Origin of the sequence: Bradyrhizobium sp. LA2.1, from assembly GCF_040547725.1 — a bacterium.
GTDB lineage: Bacteria > Pseudomonadota > Alphaproteobacteria > Rhizobiales > Xanthobacteraceae > Bradyrhizobium > Bradyrhizobium barranii.
Genome location: NZ_JBEPQI010000004.1, coordinates 117,412 through 144,030, shown reverse-complemented (window position 1 = coordinate 144,030; position 26,619 = coordinate 117,412). Strand labels below are relative to the sequence as shown.

Genomic DNA, 26,619 nt, shown 5'->3' with positions numbered 1-26,619 from the left:
CGAATTATGACAGTCCTGCCCGATCTTTAGCGTCGAGCATGTCGCATGTGGACGATGATGCGTTGCGACGTAACGTTGCTATTCCTTGCGGGCCTGACGAGCTATATGCTGCGCTCTGTCATCAAACTGTCATGTCACCGGAAATGTTGAAATCAGACGCTACGCTGGCTCGCAAAACCATGAGCGCGCCGGATGGGAATCCTGTCCTCAAGGACCGGAACAAGAGAACGCAAGTCGTCGCCGGCTTCCTCAGGCAACGTGACGCAGCCGAGCCCGACCCGGAACATGCGATCGTCGAGGGCGCTGTGATTGATCAGACGCCATCGCAAGACACGACGCCTGCACCGGAGCCAGCCCAGTCCGGCACTGCTGCGCGTCCCGCCGGTGAGATCGAGCTCAAGCTGCTCGTCGACGCCGATCGCATGGCGCATTTCAACGCCGCGCCGGTCATCACGGCCAATGCGCGCAACAAGGGCACGCGCAAGCATCTCAAGTCGGTCTATTACGACACGGCCGAGCGCCTGCTTCGGCGCAATGGCCTGAGCCTGCGCGTCCGCCAGAGCGGCGCGCGCTTCGTGCAGACCGTGAAGACGGACGTCGCGGACGATCCGTTGCGCCGTGGCGAGTGGGAGGCGAGCGTGTCGTCGCTTGCGCCCGATCTCGCTCTGGCGATGCCCTTCATTCCGGAGAAGCTTCGTAGCCACCTCGTGACGCAGCCGCTCGAAGCCGTCTTCACCGCCGACATCCGTCGTCATGCGAGGATGATCGACTTGCCGTCCGGCACGGTCGAAATCGCCTTCGATCAAGGCGAGCTGACGGCTGGCGATCGCACGCTACAGGTGAGCGAGATCGAGCTTGAGCTGAAGAGCGGCAGCGCCAGCACGATCTACGAGGTCGCGCTGCGGCTCGCGGAGCAGGGTGCGGTGAAGCCGTCCATCCGTACCAAGTCGGCGCGCGGCTTTGATCTTGCCGCCGATGAGCCACCCCCGGCACGTCGCCCGCGAAAACTTCGCCTCGATGCGTCGGTCACGCTCGACGAGGCCTTCGCGACGATCCTGCGCTCCTGCTTCCTCCATCTGCTTCAGTCGCTGCCGGCGGCCGAGGACGGGCGCAACCCGGAAGGCGTGCATCAACTCCGCGTCTCGCTTCGCCGGCTGCGATCGGCGCTCGACCTGATGCGATCGGTCGGTGCGCTCAGCAATCTCGATGCGCTGCGGTCGGAGGTCAAATGGCTGGCGCAAGACCTGTCCGCCGCCCGTGATTGGGACGTGTTCCAGCTCGAGACCTTGCCGACGATCGCACAGGCCTGTCCGTCGGTCGACGGCTTCGATGCGCTGGGCCGGGCTGCGGCCGAGCGCCAGTCGGACGCCTATCGCAAGGCGCATGATGCGCTCGATGATCGCCGCTGCGCCGTGTTCCTGATCGGCCTCGGAAACTGGATCGAGACCCGGGGCTGGCGCAACGACGTTGCCGCCGAAGATCTTGGCCAGCTCGCCGAACCTGCCGTCGACTTCGCGCGGCGCATCTTGTCGGAGCAATACGCCAAGGTGCTCAAGCGCGGCCGCCGCTTCAAGTCGCTTCCTGCAGAAGAGCTGCACCGGGTGCGGCTCGCGACCAAGCGGCTGCGCTATCTCAGCGAATTCCTGCTGCCGCTGTACGAGGATCGCAAGTCGGCGCGACGTTTCTCGCGCAGCCTCGCCGGTTTGCAGGAGGAGCTCGGCGCCTTCAACGACATGGCGGTCACGGCATCGCTGCTCGATGGGCTCGGTACTGAACCCGACAGCGCCATCGCGGCCGCGGCGATCGCCGGCTGGCAGGCACGTGCATCGATCGGCGTGCAGCCCGCTTTGCAACGCACGTGGCGCGATTTCACCGCCGCGCGTGTGCCCTGGTCGTCGCAGGGCTGATTGTTCTCCCCAAAAAAGTTGCGGCCAGCCATTGGGGGATGGCTGGCCGCGCGCGAACCGGTCTGGGACGGGGAGGGGTGGGGATGTGACCGGGCCGCGTAACTCGTTTTCCTGACTGCTAGTTCTTGGCGCTGGCGGTGGAGACCGCCGGCTTGGTGTCGCCGAGCGAGACCCAGACATTGGGGTCGCTCTGTGACTGGCGCTTGACGAAGCGGTAGCCGGTCTCCGTCCAGGCAACGACGTTCTCGTTCTGATTGTCGAGAACGAACTCGCCCTTGTCGGTCTTCACCGTCAGCACCGCGTGTCCTTCGCCCTTCTTGTCCCGCACGACGGTGATGAGCAGGGCCTCGCGCGGCCATCCGGCATCGATCAGCATCTTGCGCTTCAGCAGCACGTAGTCTTCACAATCGCCGTAACCGTCGGTCGGCAGCGACCACTTCTCGATCACGCCCCAGTGTTCCTGGTCGGTCAAAGGCTTGACGGTCTCGTTGACCCAGCGATTGACCTTGACGAGGTCGCGCCATGCGGCCTGCGACATCACGATGTCGCGCGGTTGCGTCGGCGCGCCCTGGCACTGGGCGGCATTATCCGCACAGAACTCGACCCAGCCGATCGGCGCACGCGTGGTGTCGCCGAGGCTCGCGTAGAGCAGACGGCCTTCGCCGGCCTGCGCTGCCGCGCTGATCCCGAAGAGCATGGCAGCAAGTGCCAGCCCTTTCCCCTGTCCCCTGAAGTCCAACATTGCGGCCCCCGTTTCTTGTTGGGACCACATTTCGCATGGAGCTTTTGAGTTGCCGCTAAGTCGGCCAAGTCAAGTCGAGACGAATACAAGTAAAAGGCGCGATGAATTCGATCTATACTTGAATCGAATTCGACTAAGATTTGAAATGACTTCAATTGATTCAAATTTTATCTATTAACGCGGAAACGCTGGCGGAACTGTTGTTTGCACGCGCTCGCAGCCCTCGCGTTAACCCGCGCGAGGCGGTCGCCGGACACGAAAAAGGCGGCGTCCGCATCGCGGAGGCCGCCTTCAGGGCTGGAAATACAGGCGTTTTAGCGTCCTTGCGCTTTACCGCGCGGTAACGCTCTCTTCGAGAGTCTCTATCGGCTGCTCGTGCATGAACTCCAGCGCGAAGCCGTCCTCGAGGTTTCGGACCACGCGGCCCTGGACCCGGCCGAGCAGCACGATCGATTTCACCGGCGGGCGGTTCTCCGCGGCAATGGCGGCACCGGACAGCGAGAGGTCGATGATGCGGCAGGTCATCTTGGTGCCGTCCTCGAGCGTCAGCACCGCGATCGGGTTGCGCGGCACGATACGGTCGTGGCGGCGATCCTCCGGCAGATTGAGGATGTCGCGGTTGGCAAGCCAGGTGAGCTGGGCCGCCAGCTTGTCGCGCTTGCGGGGCGTCGCCCCGACCGTCATGGCGAAACCGTTGTCGATGATGCGGGTGATCTTGCCCTCGACCCGCCCAATATGGTCGAGATAGGCGACCACGCGGTCGCCGACATTGCCGATGCCGGGGGCCAGAAGCGCCAGTCCGCCCGGCGACATGTTGATCACCTGGCAGGGGAATTCCCGGCGGTCCGGCAGCATGTAGCGGCCGAGCAGATGAACCTTCACCCGCTGGAAACGCCGTCGTTCCTCGGCGGCCGGAAGAAATTTTTTGTTCGCCAACGCCATTTTCACAACCCGACCCCCCGCCTGGCGGAGTCCGGGACGACCCTAAGGTGCACAGGGTTAACGCCGCGTTAGGATTGGGCGCGTCGATTACGGACAGACACAATGCGCTCGAAAAGCCACATCAGCGGCGGGCAGGCCAGCACCGTCAGCGCGCCGAGGTCGAGCGCCACCGCGGCCGTCCCGGCCGATTTGGCCAGCCGGCCGGCCACCGCCGGCCCCAGCATCATCGCGGCATAGAAGAGAGTGTAGAACACACCCATGCCGATCGCCCTTGTCTCCGGCGCGAGCACGCGGGCGGCCAGGCTCATGATCGGGCCGGCCGGATGGCCGCCGATCAGGCCGATCAGGACGAGGACCGTGATCACCGCATCCGATCGCGGCAACCAGGCCAGCAGCCCGGCCACGATGAGGCTGGCTGCGGTCGCGAGCGTGAGCGGACGCTTGAAACGGTCGGCGAGATAGCCGCCTGCTGGCACCGAGATCACCGACAGCCACATCACGAGGCTGATCGCGGAGCCTGCCGCCGCAATGCTCCAGCCGCGCTCGGCGAGCAGGGAGGGGCCGAACGAGAAGATCATGGCGAAGCCGACATTAAAGAGTCCCCAGATCAGACCTGCGACGATCACCGCCAGCAGCGCGAGGGGATCGAGCCGGCCTGGGCCGGCCGCGCTGACTGTGGCTCCCGGCGGCGACTGATAGAGCGTGATCAGCACAATACCGATGGCCGTGAGTGCGCCCGCCGCCAGGAACACCGCGCTCGCGCCATAGGCCGTGCCGATCGCCGGCAGCACCAGCAGCGAGATCGCGACGCCGGCCGGCCAGGAGTTGACGAAGATCGCCATCGCGGTGGCGATCTCCTTCCCGGCGAACCAGTCGGTGCCCATCTTGGTGAGCTGCACCGTCAACAGCACGCCGCCGGCGCCGGAGACCAGCCGGCCCGCCATCTGCCAGCCCCAGATGTCGGTGGTGGCCATGACGAGGCTGCCCGCAGTCATCAGCAGCAGCGCCGCGATCGTCGTCGGCTTGTCGCCAAGGGTCCGGCCGATCGCGCCGCCCGGCAGCGCCAGCACGATGCCGGGGGTGAAATAGAGTCCGATCAGGATGCCGATATCGGCGAGCCCGACGCCAAAGGTCTGTTGCAGCAACGGCGCGACTGCGGCCACGCTCTGGAACTGGAACGCGATGGTGAGGCGCACGACGAACAGGATCGCAAGAATGCCCCAGCGATTGCGCAACGTCTCATCTCCCCAAGCCCTCTCTCGAAGGTGCGGTGGAGAGGGACGAGAGTCAACCGGCTGTCTTCCTCGTCGCGCGCCCATAGAGAAGACACAGCAGCGCCAGCAGCACCGCGGCCGAGAGCCCGAGCGACCAGTGAATGCCGATCGCCGCGCCGAACAGGCCGACGGTGATGCCGCTGAAGGCCCGCATCCCCAGCCCAGCCATGTTGTAGAGCCCGACGACGCGGCCGCGGATGTCGTGCGGCGCGTTCAACTGCACCAGCGCCTGCGCCATGGTATTGAACGACAGCTCGAAGAAACCCGCAAAGAACAGCAGCACGATCGCGACCGGATAGATCCGCACCGCGGCGAAGCCGAGCAGCGCCACGCTCCACAGCATCGCGAGCGTGATCGCGGTGCGCGGCGTGCCCTTCAACCGTCCCCAGGATTCCAGCGCGATGCCGGCGAGCAGTGCACCTGCCGCATCGGCCGCGAGCAGAACGCTGTAGGAGACGCCGGGATCGCCGTGGCCGAGATCGCCGGCAAAGCCCGGCATCTGGGCGTGATAGGCGTTGCCGATCATGAAGGAGGTGAGGCCGGCGAGCCACGTCATTGCGGTCAGCACCGGCTGCGTGCCGATGGCGCGCATCGTCAGCACGATGTCGGCAAGGCCGCGCATGGCGAAGCGCCGCACCGCGACGCTCTTGTCGCGCACCGGGGCCCAGAACAGCCAGAGCAGCATCGGCAGGTAGAACAGCGTGTTGAAGATGATGCCGTGCGAGGTGCCCAGCGTGAGCATGATGACGCCGCCGACGGCGGGGCCGACCAGGATGCCGAGATAGCGCGCCATCGCATTCAGGCGCACTGCGCTCGGAAGATCCGCGGGACCGACGAGATCGTAGAGCAGAAGCTGGTTCGGCGTCTGCCACAGCACGCCGGCGCAGCCATGGATCACCAGCAGCAGCATCGCGTGCCACATCTGGATGGTGTCGGTGATGAAGAAGAAGCCCCATCCTGCCGAGGCCACGATGAACAGCAGCATGCCGCATTGGATGATGCGTCGCGGATCGAACCGGTCGGCGAGCCCGCCGACCGCGACCGAGAACAGCAGGAACGGCAGCCAGTGCGACAGCACGGCAAAGCCCCCCAGCGTCGGCGAATGGAATTTCTGGAACACCACCCAATAGCTGATCACATGCTCGATATTGTCCGCCATCATCGCCAGCACGTAGGCGATGAACTGGAGCCGGTACGGCACCGACTTCATCGCCGCGAACGATCCGGACGCGACAACAGGATTTTGGGGAAGGGGGTTCAAGCGATCACCTGGGTGGGACTGTTCGGGCCTTACACGTTCACCGCCGGCCGCTCAAGACACTTGGGTGTTTGTCCGTAGCCCGCAATCCGGGACCGCCGACCCCGCATTCCGCAAAGCTCCATGCGGGCTACGAAGCAGCGCGTCACGCGATCTCCGTCGCCAGAAACGACCTGACCACCGCAGCAAACTCATCCGGCTTGTCATATGGCAACCCATGGCCCGCATTCGCGATCACCTCATGGCTGAGGTGTGGATTGAGCCCCTGCAGCTCCCGCGCCGTTTCGACGGAGACAACGCCATTGTCTCCGATGACAAGCAGGCACGGGACGGCAATGGCTTCGACAAGCTCGCGATAATCCGGGTTCGGCGGCGTGAGAACCTCGAAGGCGCTGATCTCGGTCCGCAGCCGCGCATCAATGATCAGGTCAAGCAGCTCGGATGAGCGGTGCGGATGCCGCCGCCGGGCTTCGGCCAGCGCCTCGTCCTTGTCCCGGGCGAGAAGCCGGCGATGCTGCTCGGCGACGTCGCTCCGGTAAATCTCGCGCTGGCGCTCCGGTGCCAAGAAAGTCGGATCGGCGAGGATAACGCTGCGAATGGCCGTACCCATCTCGCTCGCAACCACGGCGGCGGTCATGCCGCCCATGGAATGGCCGAGCAGGATCGGGGCAGTCAGCCCGAGCGCGTCAATGAGGCCGATGACATCGTCTGCGAGATCGCGGTACAGATACCCGCCGGACGGTGCGCTCGACGCGCCATGTCCTCTCGCAGAGGGCATGATGACGTCGTAGCCGTCCTCGAGAGCGCGCGCCAACGGTGTCCAGCAGGCGCCGCTTCCGGTCAGACCATGCAGGGCAATCAGCGCAGGCTTGTCGTCCCCGGTCCGTAAATAATGGATGTCGATGCCATTTGCCGCGCAGGTTCGGCTCGTCCAGTTTGTCATTCGCAACGACTGTCAAAGAATCAACGCCGACGCCATCCTACCCCAGCGCCTTGACGTAAACCGCATAGGGCACGCCCAGAATATCGGGCGCCTCGCGAACCCTGGTAAATCCCATCCGCTGATACATCGGCAATGCGACCGTCATGATCGGCGTCGTGTGCAGGGCGATGACCGGCGACCGGTCGCGCTCGGCGCGGCGCAGGCATTCCTCGGTCAATTGCCGGCCGATGCCCTTGCTGCGCGCGGCCGGATCGACCACCAGCATGCGGATGACCGGCCAGGCCGGATCGAAGAAGGCCGGCTTCGGGGCTTGCGGACCGACATAGGCGACGGCGCCGACGATCTGGCCGCCATCCTCGGCGACGATGATCTCGCCGGTTTTGGCAAGCTCCGGCATCTTCGCGACATGGGTCGTAAACAACGGCCAGTCGGAATAATCCTGCTCGAATTGCGCGAAAGCCGCGAGAGCGACGCGCACGATCGCTTCCGCATCAGTCGGCTGATAGTCACGTAGCATCGACGTTGTCCTTGTCGCCCGGGTGGAGCGAAGCGTAATCCGGGGACGCCGGTCTCGCATTCCACGCTGCGCCATGCGGGCTGCGAGCCATCTCATCCTAGACCGGCGTCCGGATGCAAGCCATTTACGGGCGCGCGCGAGTCGTCAGTATTGACACTTGGCGGCCGCCGAGCCACCTTTCTTTCAGGTGGATACGACCTGCCGCTTGCACCCTTTACGGGATGGTGAACGTATCGCATGCATCGTCTTGGCCCCTTTGCCGAACAACGGGTCAGCAACGCAAGCACTGGCTTCCCGAAGTGTTCAAGCAAAGGAGTAAGCCATGCGCGACTTTCGCGATGCTAAAGCCATGGCGCGCACGCTGCGCGCCTCTCTCGCCTCCAAAGGTCTCAAGATTTCGGTCGCCGAAAGCCTTGAGCTGACCGCCGAGCTGTTTGGCTTGGCTGACTGGAATACGCTTGCTGCCGCGATCCGACGCGGACCGCCGGCGTCTGACACGACCTCGGCTCAGCCACCGCGTGCGAGCATCAAGTGGCCTTCGGGATTTACCCGGGAGCTCGATCTGACTCTGAACAGGGCTCTCACTTACGCCAAAGCGCGAAAGCACGAGTTTGCGACGCTGGAGCATCTCTTGCTTGCGCTGCTGGACGATCCGGATGCCTCGGAAGTGATGAAGGCCAGCGAGGTTGACCTCGAAGCCCTGAGGCGAACCACAGTCTCCTATATCGACGATAAGCTGAGCACTTGGGTGATGATCCGCGACGAGCGCGACACGACGCCGACGGTTGCATTTCGACGTGTGGTGCATCGTGCGACCGTGCGCAGCCTGAAACGTGAAACGAGCGGTCTGGACGTGTTGGCGACCATGTTCAGCGAAACTGCAAGTCCTGCGGTTTGGCTCCTGAGCGAGCAGGGCATGACCGGCGAAGGTCTTGAGAGAGCGCTTCCTCGCGCAAGTTGAGAGAACAGTGAACCTTCTGCCCCGGTGCATTTGAGGTACGCACCTTGGTATTTGCAACGCCCCACGGCTGTCATAGGCTGATCGTCGGCCGCACCATCAATCATAACAGACGGGCAGCGAGGACACACCCATGGACCAGATCCGCGTCTGCACTCACGCAGGACCGGGCTCGGAGCCCGTCATCAAGACCGTGCCATGGCCGAAGGTCGGCAAAAAGGCTGCGCTGATCAAGGTCGGCGCCTGCGGCGTCTGCGGCACCGATCTGCACATTCTCAAAGGGCATTGGCCGAAGCCGCTGCCCTGGCCGTTCACGCTCGGCCACGAGCTCGGCGGAATCATCGTCGAATGCGGCGACGAATTCACCGAGGACTTCATGAGCAAGCCGCTCAAGGTCGGCTCGAAAGTGATGATCCCGCCGCTGATGCCCTGCGGCCATTGCTATTACTGCATCCATTATCCGCAGACCGCCAACAAGTGCCTGACGCCGGTCTATTACGGCCGCTATCTCGGCTTCGATAAACCACCTCACATGTGGGGCGGCTGGGCCGAATATGTCTATGTCGATCTCGAGATGCTGCCGGGCACCAAGATCTACAAGCTGCCCGACGACATGTCGCTGCGGCTGGGCGCGCTCTCGGAGCCGCTGACCTCATGCATCCGCGCCTTCAACCGCGCCAGTCGCGCCGGTGGTTTTTCCTGGGGCGACACGGTGGTGATCCAGGGCTCGGGTCCGATCGGCATTCTCGCGGTCGCGGCCGCCAGGGAGATGGGAGCGGGGCGCGTGATCTGCGTCGGCGCGCCGGAAGAGCCGCGGCTCAAGTTCGCGCGCGAGTTCGGCGCGGAGGCGACGGTCAACATCGAGGAGATCAAATCGCCGCAGGAGCGCATCGCGTGCGTCCGCGAGATCGTAGGCCATTTCGGCGCCGATCTCGTGATGGATTGCTCGGGACATCCGACCGCCGGCCCCGAAGGCATCGAGATGCTGCGCGACGGCGGCACCTATGTCGAGATGGGTCAGTTCACCGATGCCGGCTCGATCGAGACCTCCTGGCACCGCATCTGCACCAAGGACCTCAACGTCCTCGGCTCCTGGGGCTTTACCGGTAATGATCTCCCGCTCGGCGTCGACATGCTCTACCGCACGCGTGACAAATATCCCTGGCTGAAGATGCAGACGATCTATCCGTTCACGGAAGCGGGCGTCGCGCAGGCAGTGAGGGATGCGATGGCGATGAAGACGGTGAAGTCGACCATCGTGCCGTGGCCGGAACTGGTGGACTAGACAATGCCGTCCATTCCACCCGATCTCGCTGCGTTCCTGGTCGAAGCCAAGCGGCGCACCTATGCGGGGCTGGACGACGACGCGACCGTGGCCGCGCCGCTGCTCGCCGGCTCCAAGCAGCTCGAGCATCGCGCGCCACCTTATGCCTATCGCGATATCTATTTCGGGATGGGATTTTTCGTTGGCCAAGAGACCGTGTCGCGGGATGATCGTGTCATCTGGTCGATGAGCTACAGCGGCGGCGCCCGCGCGGACATCACGGATCGGTCCACGCTGCTCGAGATCTACAAATTCCTGCGCCAGGCGCTGTTGGGCGTAAGCGTCGAGGAGCCTTATCGGGGACCGCGCCTGTTCGAGCAGGCGGGCATGGTCTACCGCAACGAGGTCGAGGGTTCGCTCGATCGTTTCCATGGCGTCGAGACGATCTCGCGGCATGATGGCGCGCCGCTGTACGAGCTGCGCTATAGCGGTGGTTTGTTGCGATAATTCTTGAACCTTGTAGCCCGGATGGAGCACAGCGCAATCCGGGGCCGCCGGTCCCGCATTCCGCTCCATGCGGGCTACGAGCCTGAGTTTGGAATGAGGGCTACAATGACAGACGAACCTAAGCCGCGCTCGCCGTTCGCTGCCATTCGCGCGATCGACTACACCGTCATCTTCGTGCGCGACATGGCGGCGATGCGCCGGTTCTACGAGGACGTTCTCGCCTTTCCGCTGCTGCGCGAGCTCTCGCCGAACTGGATCGAGTACGGCCTGGGCGGCAACACGCTGGCGCTGGCGAGACCGAGCCGGACCGCGGCCGACGCGCCGACACCGGCGGGCAGCGCCTCGCTGCAGCTGGCCTTCAAGGTGTCCGCGACCGAGGTCGATCAATGTGCCGATGAACTGGTGCGGCAGGGCGTGGCGCTGCTGTCACCGCCCACGAACCAGTCGTTCGGACACCGGACGCTGTTTTTTCGCGATCCCGACGGCAATTTGCTGGAGGTCTATGCCGAGATCTGAGGCGCCCAAAAAGTTCCATCGGGAATCCCCGATCTATCCATGTTAAGGTGAAACTTAGGCCCAGGTTCCGACTTTCACTTCACGGGAGAGGTATCGTGAAGCGAATCCTGAAACCCGTTACTTACATCCTGGCGGCCATCTACTTCCTGGTGGATGCCGTCTTCATGGCCGTCGCGCGGCCAATGGCGCGCTGGATTGGGCGGCATTTCGAATTCAAGTGGTTGCGCACCTGGATCAGGTCGCTGTCCCCTTATCCCTCGCTCGCCCTGTTTTCCGTGCCCGTGATCATTCTGGAGCCGATCAAGCCGGTGGCGGCCTACCTCGCTGCAACAGGTCAGATCGTGAGCGCCGCCGTGACTTTCATCGTCGGCGAATTGCTCAAGCTCGTGCTGGTCGAGCGCCTGTTCCATCTTACGCGCGACAAGCTGATGCGGATTCCGGCGTTCGCCTGGGCGTACGGCAAGTTCTCCGAGGTGAAGGCGTGGCTGCAGGCAACCGACGCCTGGCGCGCCATCCGCGCCCTGAGCCGCGCGGCGAGGGACACAGTTGCACGGGTCAGGGCGAGGCTGGTCGGCCGCTTCAGCAAGCTGGCGACCTCCAGGGATTAGACGCGCGCCAAGCGTTGTCCTCTATGCGAGCTTGCGTGCTGCGGCGGTGGCCTTGTCGCCCGTGTTCGGCGTGCCGGTCGGCTCGATGAGCAGGAGGTGAACCTCCTCGCGTGCCACCGGGCGATGCTCGACCCCTTTGGGCACGACATAGAGTTCGCCCGGACCGAGCGTCACCGTGCGATCCCGCAATTCGATGTCCAGACTGCCTTTCAGGACGAGAAAGAAATCGTCGGTGTCCTCATGCTTGTGCCAGGTGAACTCGCCCTTAACCTTCACCACCATCACGTCGCAATCGTTGAAGGTCGTAACCGTGCGCGGCGACCAGAAATCCCCAAAGGTCGCGAGTTTGTCGGCAAGCGATATCTTGTCGGCCATGTTTCACCCCGTTGCTCTCTCGTGAGGCACGATTTGGGATCGAATGACCGACGTGGCAAGGCCAGCTATTTGACATGTCCTGATAACATGGCCTCCGCCCATTCCGGGCGGCCGTTGGCGAGCGCCTGCGCGGACGCGGCTTCCCAGTCGTATTCCAGGGCCAGCAGTTCGACTTGCCAGCCTCTTGTTCGTTTCGTGAGGATCGCGTAGCGGGCGTGAGGCGAGCGATGCTCCAGGTTTGCGGCAAACGGAATGTCCGCGAACACCGGGCAACCAACGCTGCCGGGATTGAGGACCAGGCGGTCGCCCGGGCCCTGAACAGCCGCCTGGCGGTGGCTGTGACCACACAGCACGACACGCGCCGTTGGCGCGCTCGAAAGGCGCGCGGTCAGCACGTCGCGACGCGCCGGCACGAAGCGGCCGTCCTCGAGCGCTTCTTCGAGCAGGCACGTCGTATCGTCGTCGGGTGTGCCGTGGCAGGCCAGGATCCCGTCGTCCAGCCGTATTTGGGAGGGCAGGCTGTGAAGTGCGCGGCGCTGCTCCGCGGTCAATGCGCTACGCGCAAACAGACCTGCCGGCGAGAGCTTGTCGTCTGGAAACTCCTCGATCCAGCGATCATGATTTCCGCGCACCGTCGGCAACGACAGCGACTGGAGAGCCTCGAAAGTTTCCTTTGGCCACAGCGGGCTGGTGACGCAATCGCCGAGGTTGACCGTACGATCGACGCCGCGCGCCTTGATGTCGGCCAGCACCGCTTCCAACGCAGCGAGATTGCCGTGGATATCGGAAATGACTGCCAATCGCATCGTCGTGCTCCCCGTGCTGCTTTGCCTGAACTTAACTCTGCCAGGTCACCGGACCTATCTAGCATCGGCTGATGGGACGTTCACCAACCAGCCATGGCTGATCTGATGTTCCTTCACCACCGTCGCGCCGACGACCTTGGTCCCCTCCAGCTCCCGCACGATCCGCTCTTCCGGCCCGACGATGCCGAGATCGAACTCGCGGTCCGGCGTGATGAGGATCATGCGCCGGCCCATGATGGCCGGGCGTTCGGCATAGATCGCGCAGCCCTGACCGGGTTTGCAGTGCCGGCACCAGCCTCCAGCCGGTATGGCCAACGCCTCGATGGCCATGACCTTGCAGCAAAGCGTGCAATCGCCGCAGGCGCGTTTGGCGGAAGGCGTCACGCGGTCGTTCCCTCTAAACCGGTTGGCTTCAGGTTAATGGAGGTGGCCGCAAAGGTCCGCTGCAACCTTCAGGCGCGGTTCTTTCCGTCAAGCCATGCATCATAGGCATGGTGATTCCAGAGCACTTGGCGTAAAGAGCGCCCTGATCACATCACATCCAGCGTGCGGCCGGGCCGTTTGCCGCGCACGCAACTCAGGTCCGCCGGTTCACCGTTCCGCGCCTGACATTAACCAAGGTTCTCCATCCCGTGTCTTTTCCGGCCCTGACCCCGCCGCTCGCCCACGCTTTGGCCGAGCGGAACTATGATTCACCCACCCCCGTCCAGCTCGCCGTGCTCGCAGACGAAGCCGCCGACCGCGACCTCCTGGTTTCGGCCCAGACCGGCTCCGGCAAGACCCTCGCGTATGGCCTCGCCATGGCCAAGGATCTGTTTGGCGATGCCGAGCGGTTCGAGCAGGCGGGGGCGCCGCTCGCCCTGATCGTGGCGCCGACCCGCGAGCTCGCCTTGCAGGTTCAGCGCGAACTGGCATGGCTGTATGGGCATGCCGGCGGGCGGGTCGTCTCCTGCGTCGGCGGCATGGATCCGCGGCGCGAGCAGCGCGAGCTTGCGGCGGGCGCTCACATCGTCGTCGGCACGCCCGGCCGGCTATGCGATCATTTGCGGCGCGGCCGTCTCGACATCACGGAATTGAAAGTGGTCGTCCTCGATGAGGCCGACGAGATGCTCAATCTCGGCTTTCGCGAGGACATAGAATTCATCCTCAAGACCACGCCGGAGACACGCCGCACGTTGCTGTTCTCGGCGACGTTTCCGCGCGGTATCGTGGCGCTGGCCAAGCAATATCAGCAGCAGGCGTTTCGGATCGAGGTCGCCGGCGATGAAGGCGGTCACGCTGACATCGAGTACCGCGCCATCCGGGTCGCCCCCGGTGATGTCGAACATGCCGTCGTCAACGTGCTGCGCTTCTTCGAGGCGCCGAGCGCGCTGGTGTTTTGCAGCACGCGCGATCACGTCAGGCATTTGCAGGCGGCGCTGCTGGAGCGCGGCTTCTCCGTGGTCGCGCTGTCAGGCGAATTGACGCAGAACGAGCGGACCACGGCGCTGCAGTCGCTCCGGGACGGACGCGCTCGCGTCTGTGTGGCGACCGACGTCGCCGCCCGCGGCATCGACCTGCCGAGCCTCGATCTCGTCATCCATGCCGATCTGCCCAACGACGCCGAGGTGATGCAGCATCGCTCCGGCCGCACCGGGCGGGCGGGCCGCAAGGGGACGAGTGTCCTGCTGGTGCCGCCTGTACGGCGGCGACGTGCGGAAATGCTGCTGAACGTCTCGGGGATCGACGCGGTCTGGGGAACGGCACCGCAGGCGGAGGAAATCCGCAAGCTCGATCACGACCGCATGAAGGACGTGTTGTTCACCGAGGAGACGACCGCGGACGATCTGGTGCTGGCGCAGGCGCTGCTGGCCGAGCGGTCGGCCGAGGATATCGCAGCCGCACTCGCGCGGCTCTATCGCGCACGGCTGCCGTCGCCCGAAGACATCATCGATCCCGGCGAGCGAGCCGGCCGGCCGCGCGACGATCGCGGGCGCGACAATGTCCGCGCACCGCGCGACGATGCCCGCACTTCGCGCGGCGATGATCGCCCCGAAAGAGCCCGACCCAAATCAGGAAAATCGTCGGCGAAACACGGCATGGCGGACGGCAGCGTCTGGTTCCGGGCCAACATCGGACGAAGAAAGAATGCGGAAGCACGCTGGCTCTTGCCGATGATCTGCCGCCGCGGCGGCATCGACAAGGGCGACATCGGCGCCATCAAGATCATGGACACGACGACCGAGTTCGAAATTTCCGAGCGGGTCGCGGAAACCTTCGCCGCCAAGATCAAGCGTCCGGACAAGGAAGACAATATCCGCCTCGAACCGATGACGGATGCGCCGCAGCGGCAGGCGCCTTCGGAAGAGCGGTCAAGGCCGCCCCGGCGCGAGAGCGGCGACAGCGATCATCGCGAACGTCGCGACGATCGCCCGCGCGATGCAGCTGGATTCAAGCCCCGCGACAAGGCTCACGGCGAGCGCAGGCCGAAATTCGATGATGCTCCTTCGTTCGGAAAGAAAAAGAAGCACAAGAACAAGCCTGGCCATGCCGAGCCGGCGGTGACGCCGTGGCCGTTGAAGGGCGCGCCTGGAAAAAAGAAGGCGAAGAAAAAGCATCGGGGCTGAACTGCGCCTGACCGTGCAGACAGCAATGATGCCGCCGGATTGCGCCGGCGACATCATCTGAGAAGTCAGCTGCGAACTCAGCGGCCACCGCCACCGCCGCCACCACCACCACCTCCGCCGCCGCCACCACCGGCATCACGCATCGACGAGCTGTAGCGGGGGTCCGTCTGCTTCATGTAGATGGGCGAGGTGTCGTGAGTGAGGTTGACGCGGCTTCTGCCGCCAGGGGTCGGCGTCTCGACAAGGATACCGCAGCCCTCGAAGAAGGCGGAATCGCAGCCATAGGTCCGGACCTGTGCCGCGTTGGCACTGGTCGCGCTGAACGCGGCCGCCGCGGCGAATGCAATCAAAGCAACTTTTGACAATGTAAGTTTCATGGAAAGTCTCCAGTCTCGGTTCGGCGAGACCGGAACGGCCCGCGCACACCTTCGACGGGGGCTGATCGAAGGCGGTTCGAGGGACGGCTTCACGCCCGCGTGAGCCGGGCGGGGACGTTATGTCGCAGCGAGGTCGCGAAGCATGTAGGTCGCGCCTTCGCCATAGGAGGCGAGCTTTGCGCGCGCCTCCGTATCCGCCGCGACGGGCCGGAAGCCGAGACGCTCCCATAACGGCCGCGTGGCGTAGACCGAGACCAGCGCGAGCGTTGTGATGTGTGATGCGCGCGCCAGCTTCCCGATATCGGCAATATAATCGCGCGCGATGCCACCGCGGAAATCGGGCAGCACGGCGACGTCGTGCACGTAGAGACAATCCGCATCATCAGGCAATTGTTGCAGGAAGCCGTTGAGCGGCGGAATGCGGTGTTGCTTCCACGGATGCGCGAGTCCGTAGCCGGCGATCTCTTCGTTGGCGATGAGCAGACGGCAGCCATCGGGATAGAGCCGCATCTTCTCCGCGAACACGTCGGGACTCTCGGGGAGATCAGGATGGATCCGCGCTGCGATCGCGCTGATCGCGACCAGGTCGGAGGCGCGCCCGGGACGCCAGTGCGGCTTGCTCATGTCGGTCCGTTGGTCGGTCTCACCCATTCCAGTTTATTCCGTCGCGACGATGCGCGCAGCGAAAAATATCTTTGCCGCCGTCTCAGGAATACGAAGCGTTGCGCGGCGTCCTACCCCATGCAAGCCAATTGCATGACAGGAGAACCCATGACGTCCTCGATCCGCCTCGCGCTCACGCTCGCCGTATCGCTCGCCATCATCCCCGCTGCCTTCGCCGCGCCGCCGACCAAGACCGGCAAGACCGACAAGGGTAACGTGCTCACCGACGCCAAGGGCATGACGCTCTACACCTTCGACAAGGATGCGGACGGCAAGTCGGCCTGCAATGGACCGTGTGCGACAAACTGGCCGGTGCTGAAGGCCGAGGCGAGCGATGCTGCGGCCGACGGCTACACCGTCATCACGCGCGACGACGGATCCAGGCAGTGGGCTTACAAGGGCAAGCCGCTCTACACCTTCGCCAAGGACCAGAAGCCCGGCGACATCACCGGCGACGGCTTTCTGAACGGCGCTTGGCACCTGGCGATGCCGTGAGCTGACAATCCGCCGCGGCAATGCGAGGTGGTATCTGACATTGACGAGATGCCACCGGTCTCGTGCCTCGGACGCAGCGCAGCGCCGTGTTGGCGATGCGACGTATCGTTCAATGCGGTGCGCTGCGGAGCGGCTCCATCAACTCAATTAGTGACAGGGCGCCATCTGGAAGCGGCCGAATCCTCGCCGCGCCCCCAGCGGAAGGCCACCGGCGCCGGCGCCTCCGAACCGCTTGCCGGACTGATCTCAAATTGGCGGAAGTAATGGCGACAACTTCGAAGAAGTAAAAACGCCGCCCGTGGCGCGTCGTCGCTTGAATTGAATTTATTCATGTCGAGAGTCCGAAAGCGAACCGAAGGCCCGATTTTGGTTGGTCATAGTTGGTTCCGGCAGGGGGCGAAAGCGGCATATCGGCAGCAGCATCCCTCCATTTGAGAGTAGGGGCACTGGTTTCCCGGTGCGGTCCGCACCTGGGAGCTTCTGGGAGTCTTCAATCCATTATCTGGTTTCGCGTGAGGGGATGAATGACCATGAATGATGCCAATCTGAAAGCCGAGACGAACGCCACTGCGCCGAATGGGACGGCGAATGGCGGTGCAATGCCCAGGTTCGACATGCCATTTTTCAACTTCCAGGCGATCTTCGGCGATCTCGCCGAGCAAGGCGCCGCGCGGGCCAAGGCAAATTTGGAGCGGATGAGGGCGGCTTCCGAGGAGATCACCGAAGCGCTCCGCGAAGCCTGTTCGACCAATGCCACGCGTGCCGCCGATTACGGCACCAAGGTCATCGAAATATCAAACATCAATACCAGCTCCGCGCTGGAGTTCATGTCCCAGCTTGCGGATGCGAGGTCGTTTGCGGATGTCGTGAACCTCTCCACCACCCACAGCCGCAAGACCTTTGAAGCGGCTTCTCGCCAAAACCGGGAGCTTTGGGACCTCGCCCAGAAGGTCGCAACCGAGACGGCCGAGCCGATCAAGAAGAGTTTCAACCTGGTTCTGCATAGGGCTGCTTGAATCGAGGCTACTGGCCGCGTGGATCGGCTGGACGAGCGTCTTCGCCAGAAGGGGCGCGGTCCAGCCGAGGCGGTGAAGCCTTGCCGTGAGAAGCCTTGCCGTGAGGTGATGCCAAGCTGGAGGAAGTCAGGATGGGTATGGTGATGATCAAGTGCCCGGAAACGGGCCACGCCATTCCGACGGGCATCGAGATGGATCGCGAAAGATTTCGGTGCAGTACGGTGTTCTTTTCGCGCACATATTGCGGGATGTGCGCGGCGACGCACGAGTGGTTCGCCAGAGAGGCCTGGGTCTATGAATCGGTCTTGGCGAACGGGAAGTCCGGGGGCGGGCAGCCGTTCCGCGCGGGCGCGGTGTGAAGCCGCCTGACGGCATCCTGCGAAACGATCCGATCGATCCTGCGGCTCATCACCTTGTAGCACTCGCAGGCGACGACCTCGAGTCGCGGCCTGTCGATCTCGAGTTGGCCGCGCCGACTGGATTTCAGGGCCCTTGAGGTTCGAAGTGCGCTCACGACGTGCGTGACGGTGGTCCGCCGGACGCCGAGCAATTCCGACAACGTCTCTTGCGTCAGGTGCAGGACGTCACCACTGCCCTCCGTCCGATCGTGAATGTGAAGCAGCCAGCGGGCGAGGCGGGCCTCGACGGAGTGCAGTGCATTGCAGGCCGCGACGTGCAGGAATTGCGTCATCATCGCCCTGGTGACGATCTGAACCGCGCTTGCGAGGGCGGGACTGCGTTCGAGCGTCGCTTGAAATCGCGCGGGCGAGATCTGCAGTGCGGTCCCGGCCACGCGGACAACCGCCGTCAGGGGGGAGCGGACGGGGCCGAGCGCCGTCATGAGGCCGACGACGCCGTCGTTGCCGATCACGGCGGTTGCGGCTGCCTGTCCGTTCGGCAACTCCATGATGAGGGCGATCGCGCCGCTGCACGGGAAACAAAGGTGTTCGACCCGGTCGCCCGATCGAACCAGGACTGCATCGTGCTGGAGCGGTACTTTCCGGAGATACGGTGCAAGCAACGCGAAGTCGGCCGGCGGTAATGCAGCTAACAGGCGATTACCAACTCTGGTCGCGTGCTCCATCACGGGGAATCGTCCCTCGACGGAGGCCCGGCGGCGAGCAAACGCATCGTCTCCGGCCGAGCCGCGTTGCCGTGCAGGCCTATGCCCGGCAAACAGCTAAACGTCCTGCAGCAGGTAAGGTTCCAATGATGGATCGCGAGCCTGGCTCACGCTGCCGGCGCGGGCACTAGTCCGTAGCGCAGCATCGTCTCTTTCATCTTCGCGGGATCGGGTGGCGCGCCGGCCGACAGGAGTGCGGCCATCTCCGTGAAATATTGCGGGCCCAGCACCCCGGGGCTCAGGATGCACAGGCATGTTGCCGGTCCCGTCGAACGGTTGGTGAAACCGTGCACGATGCCGCGCTTGATGAAGACCGATTCTCCGGGGCCGAGATCGTTCTGCTTGCCGTCGATCGTCCAGGTCGATACGCCGGACAGCCCGTAGATGGTTTCGTCCCAGCGGTCGTGATAATGCGGAATCGGCATCCGCGCATTCGGCTGGAGCGTCATTTCGAAGATGTCGACGCTGCCGCCGGTGTCGTCCTTGCTGTGCAGGAAGCGGAGCTGAAGCGTACCGAAACTGATGATGTCGGACATGGCTGTGTCATCCCGGTGAGAGGCTGCATCGAGGTCGCGGCGTTCGCCCTCGTCGAAACGAAAACTACCTCAGCCCCTCATACACCATCAGCCCGCGTGCGATCTGCAATTTGCGGATTGCGCGCGGCAGCAGCTTCTCCGGCTGATGCAGATAGCGCCAGGAGGTGAGGGCGAATGCGGACAACGCGCCGCATTCGTCGTTGAACGGTGCGAGCACGCCGGTGACACTCACCGGCGTATGGGGGCGGGCGTTGAAGGGCAGCAGCAGCAGCTCGAGATGCGCCTTGCTGCCATCCTCGCGCGCGGCGGTGACGCCGGCGATCGCACCTAACGTCTCGTCGGCGACGATCGTGGTGATCTCCTCGATCTCGCTGCGGCTGGCCTCGGTGAACAGCGCCGCAAAGCTCTGGTCCTTGAGGTCGAGCCCCGCGAGCGCGCAGACGCGCGTGCCGGCGACGCGGAACGGGAAGCCGAGGTTTTGCTCGCAGGACAGCACGAAGATATCGCCGAGCAGGCCGCGGACCGCGGCCGGATCGATATCGGCCCGATCAGGGGCCCGCGCAGTGCCGCGCTTCTTGTCCCAATACGCGAAGAACGCGCGGCTCGACGGATGTTTCATGACTGAACGCTTACCCCGGGGCGCTAGCTCGCGGGACAAACCTGTCCCGCTTCAGTGCACCCGCGATCCCTTTCGTTGTTGTGCAGGAGGGGATTTGCAGCGTCCATGCCGTGGAGGCGTTTTCGGGCCCCCGGAGGCTGTCTTTGCGTCGTTAACGTTAAATTAACTATCCGCTTTCCGTCCGGCGCGCCGCTGCTATGGTGATCGCGGTCGCAAGCCTCGCCGCTTTCATCCAGGTTCTCGGCGGGGCCTGTACACGGGCGTCAAACAGTTTGGTCGCGGGCCGCGGGGAGGGGTGGGGATACACCTTATTCCTCTGGGTACCGGAAGACCGACACGGACAGGCAGGGCTTTCCCAGGGCCCTGCCTTTTCCTTTTGTGCACTTGCGCAAGGCCGGCAAAGGCGACTATCTCCAAGGCTGTCGTTAAGCCTGTCGCTCCGATCGCGCCTGAAAGCGAAGCTGCCTTGGATTCCCCGCAAGATTCTCCGCCGGAGATACCGGCCGTTGTCGAGGAAGCTCCGCGCGAGCCGATCCTGACGCTGCCGGTCGCGCTGACCGCCTATATCCTCCTTTTGGCGGTGATCCATCTGCGGGTGCTGCTGCCGCCGGAGCTCGAGAACTGGACCATCGACGTCTTCGGCTTCATCCCGAAACGTTACGATTCCTCGCTGCTCAACCTGCAGATCCCCGGCGGGGCCGGCGCCAAGGTCTGGACCTTCGTCACCTATTCGCTGCTGCACGCCAATCTGACCCATCTCGGCTTCAACGTGCTGTGGCTGCTGCCGTTCGGCAGCGCGCTGGCGCGGCGCTTCGGCGCGATCAGGTTCTTCCTGTTTCTCGCGGTGACGGCAGCGGCCGGCGCGCTCGCCCATCTCGTCACCCATGAGCACGCGGTGGCGCCGATGATCGGCGCCTCGGCCTCGGTGTCCGGCGCGATGGCGGCGGCGATCCGCTTTGCCTTTGTCCGCGGCAGCTTCCTGTCGTTCAGCCGATCGGACGCCGATACCGCCGCGAGGGTTCCGGCACTGCCGCTGTCGCGCGCGCTGCGTGACGGGCGGGTGGTCGGCTTCCTCGCCGTTTGGTTCGGCGTCAACATCATCTTCGGCGTCGGCGCGATCGGCGTCGATTCCGAAACCACGAGCGTCGCCTGGCAGGCGCATATCGGCGGCTTCTTCGCGGGCCTTCTGCTGTTCGCGCTGTTCGATCCCGTGCCGCGCGTGCGAAACGATGCTGCGGATGCGTCATCACAGGACATTTCAAACCGCATTTGAAGCGGCGCTTGCGGCGCCGCCCGAATTCATCCATCATTCCCGAGAAGAATGTTCCGAAGCGACAAGCCGCTAGCGGCGATGCTTCGCGAAGCGCCTCAGCGTGCAACCGGCGCCTAAACTGTTAGTTGAAGACTCGACGAACAAGTCCGGTCCGCGAAATGCGGACGGATCCGATTCAGGGAGGCCGACAATGACGGTACGTTCCATTCTCAACACCAAGGGCCACCAGATCATGAGCGTCGAGCCCGACGCCAAGCTGGCTGCCGCGGTCAAACTGCTCGGCGAGAAGAAGATCGGCGCGGTGCTGGTGATGAACCAGAGCCGGCTCGAAGGCATCCTGTCCGAGCGCGACATCGTGCGCGTGATCGGCGAGCGCGGCGCCGGCGCGCTGGAGGAGCCGGTCTCTCAGGTCATGACCCGCAAGGTCGTGACCTGCAAGGAGACCGACACAGTCGCCGAGCTCATGGAGACGATGACCACCGGCAAGTTCCGCCATCTGCCGGTCGTCGACGGTGGCAAGGTGGTCGGCCTGATCTCGATCGGCGACATCGTCAAGCGCCGCGTCCAGGAATACGAGACCGAGCAGGAAGCCCTGCGCGACTATATCAAGACGGCCTGAGCGGCCTTACTCGTCGGCCTCACTCGTCTGCCTTGGGCTCGCCCGCCTTGGGCGCGCTGCCCGCGGGCGCCGGCGCGAGCACCTCGATCGCCTCCTGGATCGACTCCAGCGCGCGCTCGGCGGCGCGCGTGCCGTGCGCGATCAGATCCTCGCCGCGGTGGAAGTCGAACCAGCCGAAATGACCGACCCGCGGCGTGATCAGGAGATCGGGCGGATCGCCGGCGAGGCGCGCGCGGGTAATGCGGTCCTGCATGATGTTGAAGGCGTCGACCATCACCGAGGAGATGCCGGGCCGTCCGGCGCCGCCGAAGAACTCGCGCTTCATGGTTTTCTCGGGCGAGAACAATCGCGGGAAGCGCCGCTTCGCCGTCGTCGCCTCGGCCGCGGGCGGGACCGTCTCGGGCACCGCACCATGCGAATAGATCGTCGTGGAATGGGTGAAGATGTCGCTGGAAAGATTTGCGGCAATGACGATTTCGGCGCCGAGCGCGCGGGCGGCCGAGACCGGCACCGGATTCACCAGCGCACCGTCGACCAGCCAGCGGTCACCGATCAGGACGGGCGAGAAGATGCCGGGCAGGGCGTAGGAGGCGCGCATGGCGTCGACCACGCGGCCGCGCGTCAGCCAGATCTCGTGGCCGGTACGGACCTCGGTTGCGACGGCGGCGAACTTGATCGGAAGATCCTCGATCAGGGTCTGGCCGACCGCGTCCTCGAGCCGGGTTGCCAGCTTCTCACCACCGATCAGGCCGGAGCCGCTCAGTCGGATGTCGAGATAGCCGAGGATGTTGCGCATCCCTTGCAGGCTGCGTCCCCACTCCTGCAGCGTATCGAGCCGGCCGGCCGCATAGAGGCCGCCGACCACGGCGCCGATCGAGGTGCCGACCACGACGTCAGGCACGATGCCATTGGCGGCGAGGGTTCTGAGGATGCCGATATGGGCAAAGCCGCGCGCCGCGCCACCGCCGAGCGCCAGGCCAATGACCGGCCGTCGCACGCTGCCAAGACCGACCTTCTCTCCATTGGAGCCGTTCGCGCCCCGACCCTTCAAGATATCAAGCACCGAAACCCTCCTACCCCGGGCCAGCCCTCATAGCAGAGTAGGCGCCGTACTTCCGCTCCGCCAGAACGAGGGCAAAGCATGGTTTATACCGTTCGGGAAGCAGGGGGCAGGAGTGTGGCGAGGAGCGGCTGCCTCCCGTTTAATCACGCAGGCGTCAACCGGGTTCCAAAGAACTGTATCCGGCCGTATTCCCCGGGGATTCTGAGGCTTGAATTTGCCGCGTTTTCGGTGAAAAGCAGGTGGCATGACTCTCGGGGGTGACGGCATCATCGGATGGCGGCGCAGCACATCGCTGCTGCCGACACTGATCCTTGCTGCCTGCCTCTATATCCTTGGCCAAAATGCTGCCCAGGCGCAGCTTTTCTCCGATCGTCCGCCCCCGGTGCCGCCCGCCTCGGTACCCGACCCCGGCGGCGCCGTCAGCCTCGCGCCCCCCACCGGCCCGGGCGCTGGCCCGCCGAGCCTGCCGCCGACCCTGCTCCAGCCGAACACGCCCAGCATGCCCCCGCCTGCGGTCAGCACCGTGCCCGCGGCCCCGCCGCTCAACGCGGCCGTGCCCGGCCAGGGCGTTCTGTCGCTGACCGCGAAATACGGCAAGGACACACCCGCAATCACCAGCGGCCTGGTCTGGCGCGTGTTTGCCGACCGTCCTGACGAGAACGGCACCTTCAAGCTGATCCGCGAGGATCGGAACGCCACGCCGAACATCGTGCTGCCGCCGGGCAATTACGTCGTGCATGTCGCCTTCGGCCTCGTCAGCGCGGTGCGCACCGTCAGCCTGAAGGCCGAGACCGACCGCGAATCCTTCGTGCTGCCGGCCGGCGGCCTGCGCATCGAGGGACGCGTCGGCACCAGCCGCATTCCGCAGAACCAGATCTCGTTCGCGATCTACAAGGGCAGCCAGTTCGAGTCCGGCGAGCGCGCCTCGCTGGTGCCGAACGTCGCCGCCGGCGACGTCGTGCTGATCCCGGAGGGCACCTACTACATCATCTCCAATTATGGCGACGCCAATTCGGTGGTGCGCTCGGATATCCGCGTCCAGGCCGGCAAGCTCACCGACGTCACGATCACCCACCGCGCCGCCGTGATCACGCTCAAGCTCGTCAGCGACAGGGGCGGCGAGGCGCTCGCCAACACCGCCTGGTCGGTGCTGACCCCCGGCGGCGACGTCATCAAGGAATCGATCGGCGCCTTCCCGCGCGTCGTGCTCTCCGAAGGCGAATACCGCGCCATCGCCAAGAACGAGGGCAAGGTCTACGAGCGCGGCTTCAACGTCGTCAACGGCGTCGACGGCGAAGTGGAAGTCGTCGCGCGCTAGTCTCGTGTCCCGGGCGCGGTGCGGCATGCAATGCCGCTCCGCAGAGCCGTGACCCAGGAAGCCACAAGCACATATCTCGATAGATGGGCCCCGGCTCAGCGGCGCACCGCTGAAGAAGCGCTGCGCTGCGTCCGGTGCACGAGAGCGCAGTTTCGACGCGTAGCTGTTTCCACATCGTCATTGCGAGCGCAGCGAAGCAATCCAGAGTACCTCCGCGGAAAGATTCTGGATTGCTTCGCTGCGCTCGCAATGACGAGGAGGAGGGCCGCGCCCCCTCACTTCCGATAGCGCAGCGCCTCCACCAGCACGGCGAACGCCGGCGTCGGCTGCCGACGGCTCGGATAATAGAGGTGATAGCCCGCAAACGGTGCGCACCAGTCGGCGAGCACGCGGATCAGCCGGCCGTCGGCGATCTCGCGCTTAACGAGATCGTCGGGGATATAGGCAAGACCAAGCCCCGCCAGCACGGCATTCATCCTGAGCAGGCCGGTGTTGAACACGAGCTGGCCGTCGACCCGCACCTTCATCGCGCGTCCGCGCTTCTCGAACTCCCAGGCATAGATCCCGCCATAGGTCGGCAGGCGGAGGTTGATGCAATTATGCTCGGTGAGATCCTGCGGCAGCTTCGGCTTGCCCCGCGCGGCGAAATAGGCGGGCGCGCCGACCACGGCCATGCGCATCTCCGGTCCGATCCGCACCGCGATCATGTCCTTGGCGACCTGCTCGCCGAGGCGTACGCCGGCGTCGTAGCGCTCGGCGACGATATCGGTCAGGCCATAGTCGACGACGAGCTCGACCTTGATATCGGGGTAGCGCGGCAGCAGCTTTGCGACCGCCGGCCACAGCAGCGTCTGCGCGGCGTGCTCGCCGGTGGTGATGCGGACGGTGCCCGCCGGTGTCTCGCGGAGCGCGGTCAGCGCCGACAGCTCTGCGTCGATCTCCGCAAAGCGCGGCCCGACATTGCGGAGCAAACGTTCGCCCGCTTCCGTTGGCGCGACGCTGCGGGTGGTGCGGGTGAGCAGCCGCAGGCCGAGCCGTTCCTCCAGGCCGCGCACAGTGTGGCTGAGCGCCGACTGCGACACACCGAGCTGGGCTGCCGCACGGGTAAAGCTGCGCTCGCGCGCGACCGCAAGGAAGGCCAAGAGGTCATTGACGTTGGTGCGGCTCATTCATGAATCCATCTCATCAGTACATACCGCTTTTATCATCTAATCGCGGGCCGGCGCGTGGCCTAAATTCGCTGCCGAACATGAACTCTAGGGAGAGCTGACGATGCAGATGCGAAAACTGGGCAAGAGCGGCCTCGAGGTCTCGGCCCTCGGCCTCGGCTGCATGGGCCTGAGCTACGGCTATGGCCCGGCGACCGAGACGTCGCAGGCGATCGCGCTGATCAGGACCGCCGTCGCGCGCGGTGTGACCTTCTTCGACACCGCTGAGGCCTATGGGCCCTTTGCCAACGAGGAGCTGCTCGGCGAGGCGCTTCAGCCATTCCGCGACAAGGTCGTGATCGCCACCAAGTTCGGTTTCAAGGGCGGCAAGGTCGAGGCCGGGCTCGACAGCCGGCCCGCCAACGTCAAGGCGGTGGCGGAGGCTGCGCTGAAGCGGCTCAAGACCGATCGCATCGATCTGTTCTACCAGCACCGCGTCGATCCCGACGTGCCGGTCGAGGAGACCGCGGGCGCGGTCAAGGACCTGATCCAGGCCGGCAAGGTGCTGCATTTCGGCCTGTCGGAGGCGGGCGCGCAGACCATTCGCCGCGCCCATGCGGTGCAGCCCGTGACCGCATTGCAAAGCGAGTATTCGCTGTGGTGGCGCGAGCCGGAGCAGGAGATCCTGCCGACGCTGGAAGAGCTCGGCATCGGCTTCGTTCCGTTCAGCCCGCTCGGCAAGGGCTTTCTGACCGGCGCGATCACCGAGAGCACGACGTTCGATGCGAGCGACTTCCGCAACATCGTGCCGCGCTTCTCATCCAGCGCACGCAAATCCAATCAGACCCTCGTCGATCTGCTTGGCGAGATCGCCGCAATGAAGAAAGCGACGCCGGCGCAGATCGCGTTGGCCTGGCTGCTCGCGCAGACGCCGTGGATCGTGCCGATCCCGGGCACCACCAAACTGCACCGGCTCGAGGAAAATCTCGGCGCGGCTGCGGTGACGCTGTCGGACGCGGATCTCACTGCTATCGCAGGGGTGCTGTCCAAGGTCGCCGTGCAGGGCGACCGTTATCCTGCGCATCTCCAGGCGCGAGTCGGCCGCTGAGCTGCGGCGTGAATGCCCGGTGAGCGTTCGCTTACCGG

Annotated in this window: 29 protein-coding genes; 13 read left to right on the top strand and 16 right to left on the bottom strand. The window is 64.6% G+C overall.

The genetic code is table 11. The features are described 5' to 3' along the window. Positions 1-143: 143 nt before the first annotated feature. Positions 144-1,907, top strand: coding sequence for a CYTH and CHAD domain-containing protein (locus tag ABIB95_RS08580; RefSeq protein ID WP_354238719.1), 1,764 nt, complete (start codon positions 144-146; stop codon positions 1,905-1,907). 118 nt (positions 1,908-2,025) lie between these two features. Here ABIB95_RS08580 and ABIB95_RS08575 read toward each other — a convergent pair whose 3' ends face one another. The 6 genes from ABIB95_RS08575 to ABIB95_RS08550 all read right to left on the bottom strand — a co-directional run bounded on the left by ABIB95_RS08575 (position 2,026) and on the right by ABIB95_RS08550 (position 7,583). Then, complete coding sequence (locus ABIB95_RS08575; protein WP_028154093.1) at positions 2,026-2,649, bottom strand: transglutaminase-like cysteine peptidase; 624 nt, start codon at positions 2,647-2,649, stop codon at positions 2,026-2,028. Positions 2,650-2,979: 330 nt separating this feature from the next. Further along, on the bottom strand, positions 2,980-3,591 hold the full coding sequence (locus ABIB95_RS08570; protein ID WP_063982484.1) for a PilZ domain-containing protein: 612 nt from the start codon (positions 3,589-3,591) through the stop codon (positions 2,980-2,982). Between the two features lie 68 nt (positions 3,592-3,659). Further along, positions 3,660-4,826, bottom strand: a complete 1,167-nt coding sequence (locus ABIB95_RS08565) for an MFS transporter (protein ID WP_071912618.1) — start codon at positions 4,824-4,826, stop codon at positions 3,660-3,662. Positions 4,827-4,878: 52 nt separating this feature from the next. After that, positions 4,879-6,126: an MFS transporter gene (locus ABIB95_RS08560; RefSeq protein WP_354120523.1), complete on the bottom strand. Its 1,248-nt coding sequence runs from the start codon at positions 6,124-6,126 to the stop codon at positions 4,879-4,881. Between the two features lie 142 nt (positions 6,127-6,268). Beyond that, positions 6,269-7,066, bottom strand: a complete 798-nt coding sequence (locus ABIB95_RS08555; RefSeq protein ID WP_354120522.1) for an alpha/beta fold hydrolase — start codon at positions 7,064-7,066, stop codon at positions 6,269-6,271. Positions 7,067-7,103: 37 nt separating this feature from the next. Further along, on the bottom strand, positions 7,104-7,583 hold the full coding sequence (locus tag ABIB95_RS08550; protein WP_354120521.1) for a GNAT family N-acetyltransferase: 480 nt from the start codon (positions 7,581-7,583) through the stop codon (positions 7,104-7,106). Positions 7,584-7,905: 322 nt separating this feature from the next. Between ABIB95_RS08550 and ABIB95_RS08545 the strand changes: the two genes are divergently transcribed. From ABIB95_RS08545 to ABIB95_RS08525, 5 genes are all read left to right on the top strand, one after another. Further along, on the top strand, positions 7,906-8,544 hold the full coding sequence (locus tag ABIB95_RS08545) for a Clp protease N-terminal domain-containing protein (protein ID WP_354120520.1): 639 nt from the start codon (positions 7,906-7,908) through the stop codon (positions 8,542-8,544). A gap of 130 nt (positions 8,545-8,674) precedes the next feature. Beyond that, complete coding sequence (locus ABIB95_RS08540) at positions 8,675-9,826, top strand: zinc-binding dehydrogenase (protein WP_354238715.1); 1,152 nt, start codon at positions 8,675-8,677, stop codon at positions 9,824-9,826. A 3-nt stretch (positions 9,827-9,829) separates the two neighbouring features. Beyond that, the gene (locus ABIB95_RS08535) at positions 9,830-10,312 is read left to right on the top strand and encodes a DUF5680 domain-containing protein (protein WP_354238713.1); all 483 of its coding nucleotides are present in this window, start codon (positions 9,830-9,832) and stop codon (positions 10,310-10,312) included. 105 nt (positions 10,313-10,417) lie between these two features. Continuing rightward, positions 10,418-10,828 carry a VOC family protein gene (locus ABIB95_RS08530; protein ID WP_354238711.1) on the top strand — a complete coding sequence of 137 codons (411 nt, stop codon included), beginning with the start codon at positions 10,418-10,420 and terminating at the stop codon, positions 10,826-10,828. 95 nt (positions 10,829-10,923) lie between these two features. Then, complete coding sequence (locus ABIB95_RS08525) at positions 10,924-11,436, top strand: hypothetical protein (RefSeq protein WP_085398442.1); 513 nt, start codon at positions 10,924-10,926, stop codon at positions 11,434-11,436. Positions 11,437-11,457: 21 nt separating this feature from the next. Here ABIB95_RS08525 and ABIB95_RS08520 read toward each other — a convergent pair whose 3' ends face one another. The 3 genes from ABIB95_RS08520 to ABIB95_RS08510 form a co-directional block, all read right to left on the bottom strand. Then, entirely contained in the window at positions 11,458-11,811 is a 354-nt protein-coding gene (locus ABIB95_RS08520; RefSeq protein ID WP_354238709.1) for a cupin domain-containing protein, read from the bottom strand. 65 nt (positions 11,812-11,876) lie between these two features. Further along, complete coding sequence (locus ABIB95_RS08515) at positions 11,877-12,617, bottom strand: metallophosphoesterase family protein (RefSeq protein ID WP_063982494.1); 741 nt, start codon at positions 12,615-12,617, stop codon at positions 11,877-11,879. Positions 12,618-12,671: 54 nt separating this feature from the next. Beyond that, on the bottom strand, positions 12,672-13,001 hold the full coding sequence (locus tag ABIB95_RS08510; protein WP_354238707.1) for a hypothetical protein: 330 nt from the start codon (positions 12,999-13,001) through the stop codon (positions 12,672-12,674). A gap of 248 nt (positions 13,002-13,249) precedes the next feature. Here ABIB95_RS08510 and ABIB95_RS08505 point away from each other — a divergent pair, with 248 nt between their 5' ends. Continuing rightward, entirely contained in the window at positions 13,250-15,223 is a 1,974-nt protein-coding gene (locus ABIB95_RS08505; protein ID WP_354238705.1) for a DEAD/DEAH box helicase, read from the top strand. A gap of 77 nt (positions 15,224-15,300) precedes the next feature. On the opposite strand, the gene ABIB95_RS08500 is transcribed toward ABIB95_RS08505, so the two are convergent. Then, positions 15,301-15,600, bottom strand: a complete 300-nt coding sequence (locus ABIB95_RS08500; protein ID WP_354238703.1) for a hypothetical protein — start codon at positions 15,598-15,600, stop codon at positions 15,301-15,303. A gap of 117 nt (positions 15,601-15,717) precedes the next feature. Continuing rightward, positions 15,718-16,224, bottom strand: coding sequence for a GNAT family N-acetyltransferase (locus ABIB95_RS08495; RefSeq protein ID WP_354239092.1), 507 nt, complete (start codon positions 16,222-16,224; stop codon positions 15,718-15,720). 147 nt (positions 16,225-16,371) lie between these two features. Between ABIB95_RS08495 and ABIB95_RS08490 the strand changes: the two genes are divergently transcribed. Both ABIB95_RS08490 and ABIB95_RS08485 read left to right on the top strand, forming a co-directional pair. Then, positions 16,372-16,758 carry a COG4315 family predicted lipoprotein gene (locus ABIB95_RS08490; protein WP_038958908.1) on the top strand — a complete coding sequence of 129 codons (387 nt, stop codon included), beginning with the start codon at positions 16,372-16,374 and terminating at the stop codon, positions 16,756-16,758. A gap of 524 nt (positions 16,759-17,282) precedes the next feature. Next, positions 17,283-17,774 (top strand): phasin, encoded by a 492-nt coding sequence (locus ABIB95_RS08485; RefSeq protein ID WP_354238701.1) that lies wholly within the window; start codon positions 17,283-17,285, stop codon positions 17,772-17,774. Positions 17,775-18,066: 292 nt separating this feature from the next. Here the strand turns inward: ABIB95_RS08485 and ABIB95_RS08480 are convergent, their stop codons facing one another. The 3 genes from ABIB95_RS08480 to ABIB95_RS08470 form a co-directional block, all read right to left on the bottom strand. Further along, on the bottom strand, positions 18,067-18,858 hold the full coding sequence (locus tag ABIB95_RS08480) for a Crp/Fnr family transcriptional regulator (protein ID WP_354238699.1): 792 nt from the start codon (positions 18,856-18,858) through the stop codon (positions 18,067-18,069). 146 nt (positions 18,859-19,004) lie between these two features. Continuing rightward, the gene (locus tag ABIB95_RS08475; protein ID WP_028150261.1) at positions 19,005-19,433 is read right to left on the bottom strand and encodes a cupin domain-containing protein; all 429 of its coding nucleotides are present in this window, start codon (positions 19,431-19,433) and stop codon (positions 19,005-19,007) included. Between the two features lie 64 nt (positions 19,434-19,497). Next, the gene (locus tag ABIB95_RS08470; RefSeq protein WP_041958462.1) at positions 19,498-20,052 is read right to left on the bottom strand and encodes a PAS domain-containing protein; all 555 of its coding nucleotides are present in this window, start codon (positions 20,050-20,052) and stop codon (positions 19,498-19,500) included. Positions 20,053-20,518: 466 nt separating this feature from the next. Here ABIB95_RS08470 and ABIB95_RS08465 point away from each other — a divergent pair, with 466 nt between their 5' ends. Then, complete coding sequence (locus ABIB95_RS08465; RefSeq protein ID WP_014494322.1) at positions 20,519-21,325, top strand: rhomboid family intramembrane serine protease; 807 nt, start codon at positions 20,519-20,521, stop codon at positions 21,323-21,325. A 190-nt stretch (positions 21,326-21,515) separates the two neighbouring features. Next, entirely contained in the window at positions 21,516-21,944 is a 429-nt protein-coding gene (locus ABIB95_RS08460) for a CBS domain-containing protein (RefSeq protein ID WP_135216657.1), read from the top strand. Between the two features lie 19 nt (positions 21,945-21,963). On the opposite strand, the gene ABIB95_RS08455 is transcribed toward ABIB95_RS08460, so the two are convergent. After that, positions 21,964-23,007, bottom strand: coding sequence for a patatin-like phospholipase family protein (locus ABIB95_RS08455; RefSeq protein WP_063982500.1), 1,044 nt, complete (start codon positions 23,005-23,007; stop codon positions 21,964-21,966). Between the two features lie 244 nt (positions 23,008-23,251). Here ABIB95_RS08455 and ABIB95_RS08450 point away from each other — a divergent pair, with 244 nt between their 5' ends. Continuing rightward, positions 23,252-24,325, top strand: coding sequence for an RgsD C-terminal domain-containing protein (locus ABIB95_RS08450; RefSeq protein WP_354238696.1), 1,074 nt, complete (start codon positions 23,252-23,254; stop codon positions 24,323-24,325). A 275-nt stretch (positions 24,326-24,600) separates the two neighbouring features. Here ABIB95_RS08450 and ABIB95_RS08445 read toward each other — a convergent pair whose 3' ends face one another. After that, entirely contained in the window at positions 24,601-25,494 is an 894-nt protein-coding gene (locus ABIB95_RS08445; RefSeq protein ID WP_354238694.1) for a LysR family transcriptional regulator, read from the bottom strand. Between the two features lie 103 nt (positions 25,495-25,597). Between ABIB95_RS08445 and ABIB95_RS08440 the strand changes: the two genes are divergently transcribed. Further along, positions 25,598-26,581, top strand: a complete 984-nt coding sequence (locus tag ABIB95_RS08440; protein ID WP_354238692.1) for an aldo/keto reductase — start codon at positions 25,598-25,600, stop codon at positions 26,579-26,581. Positions 26,582-26,619: the final 38 nt, after the last annotated feature.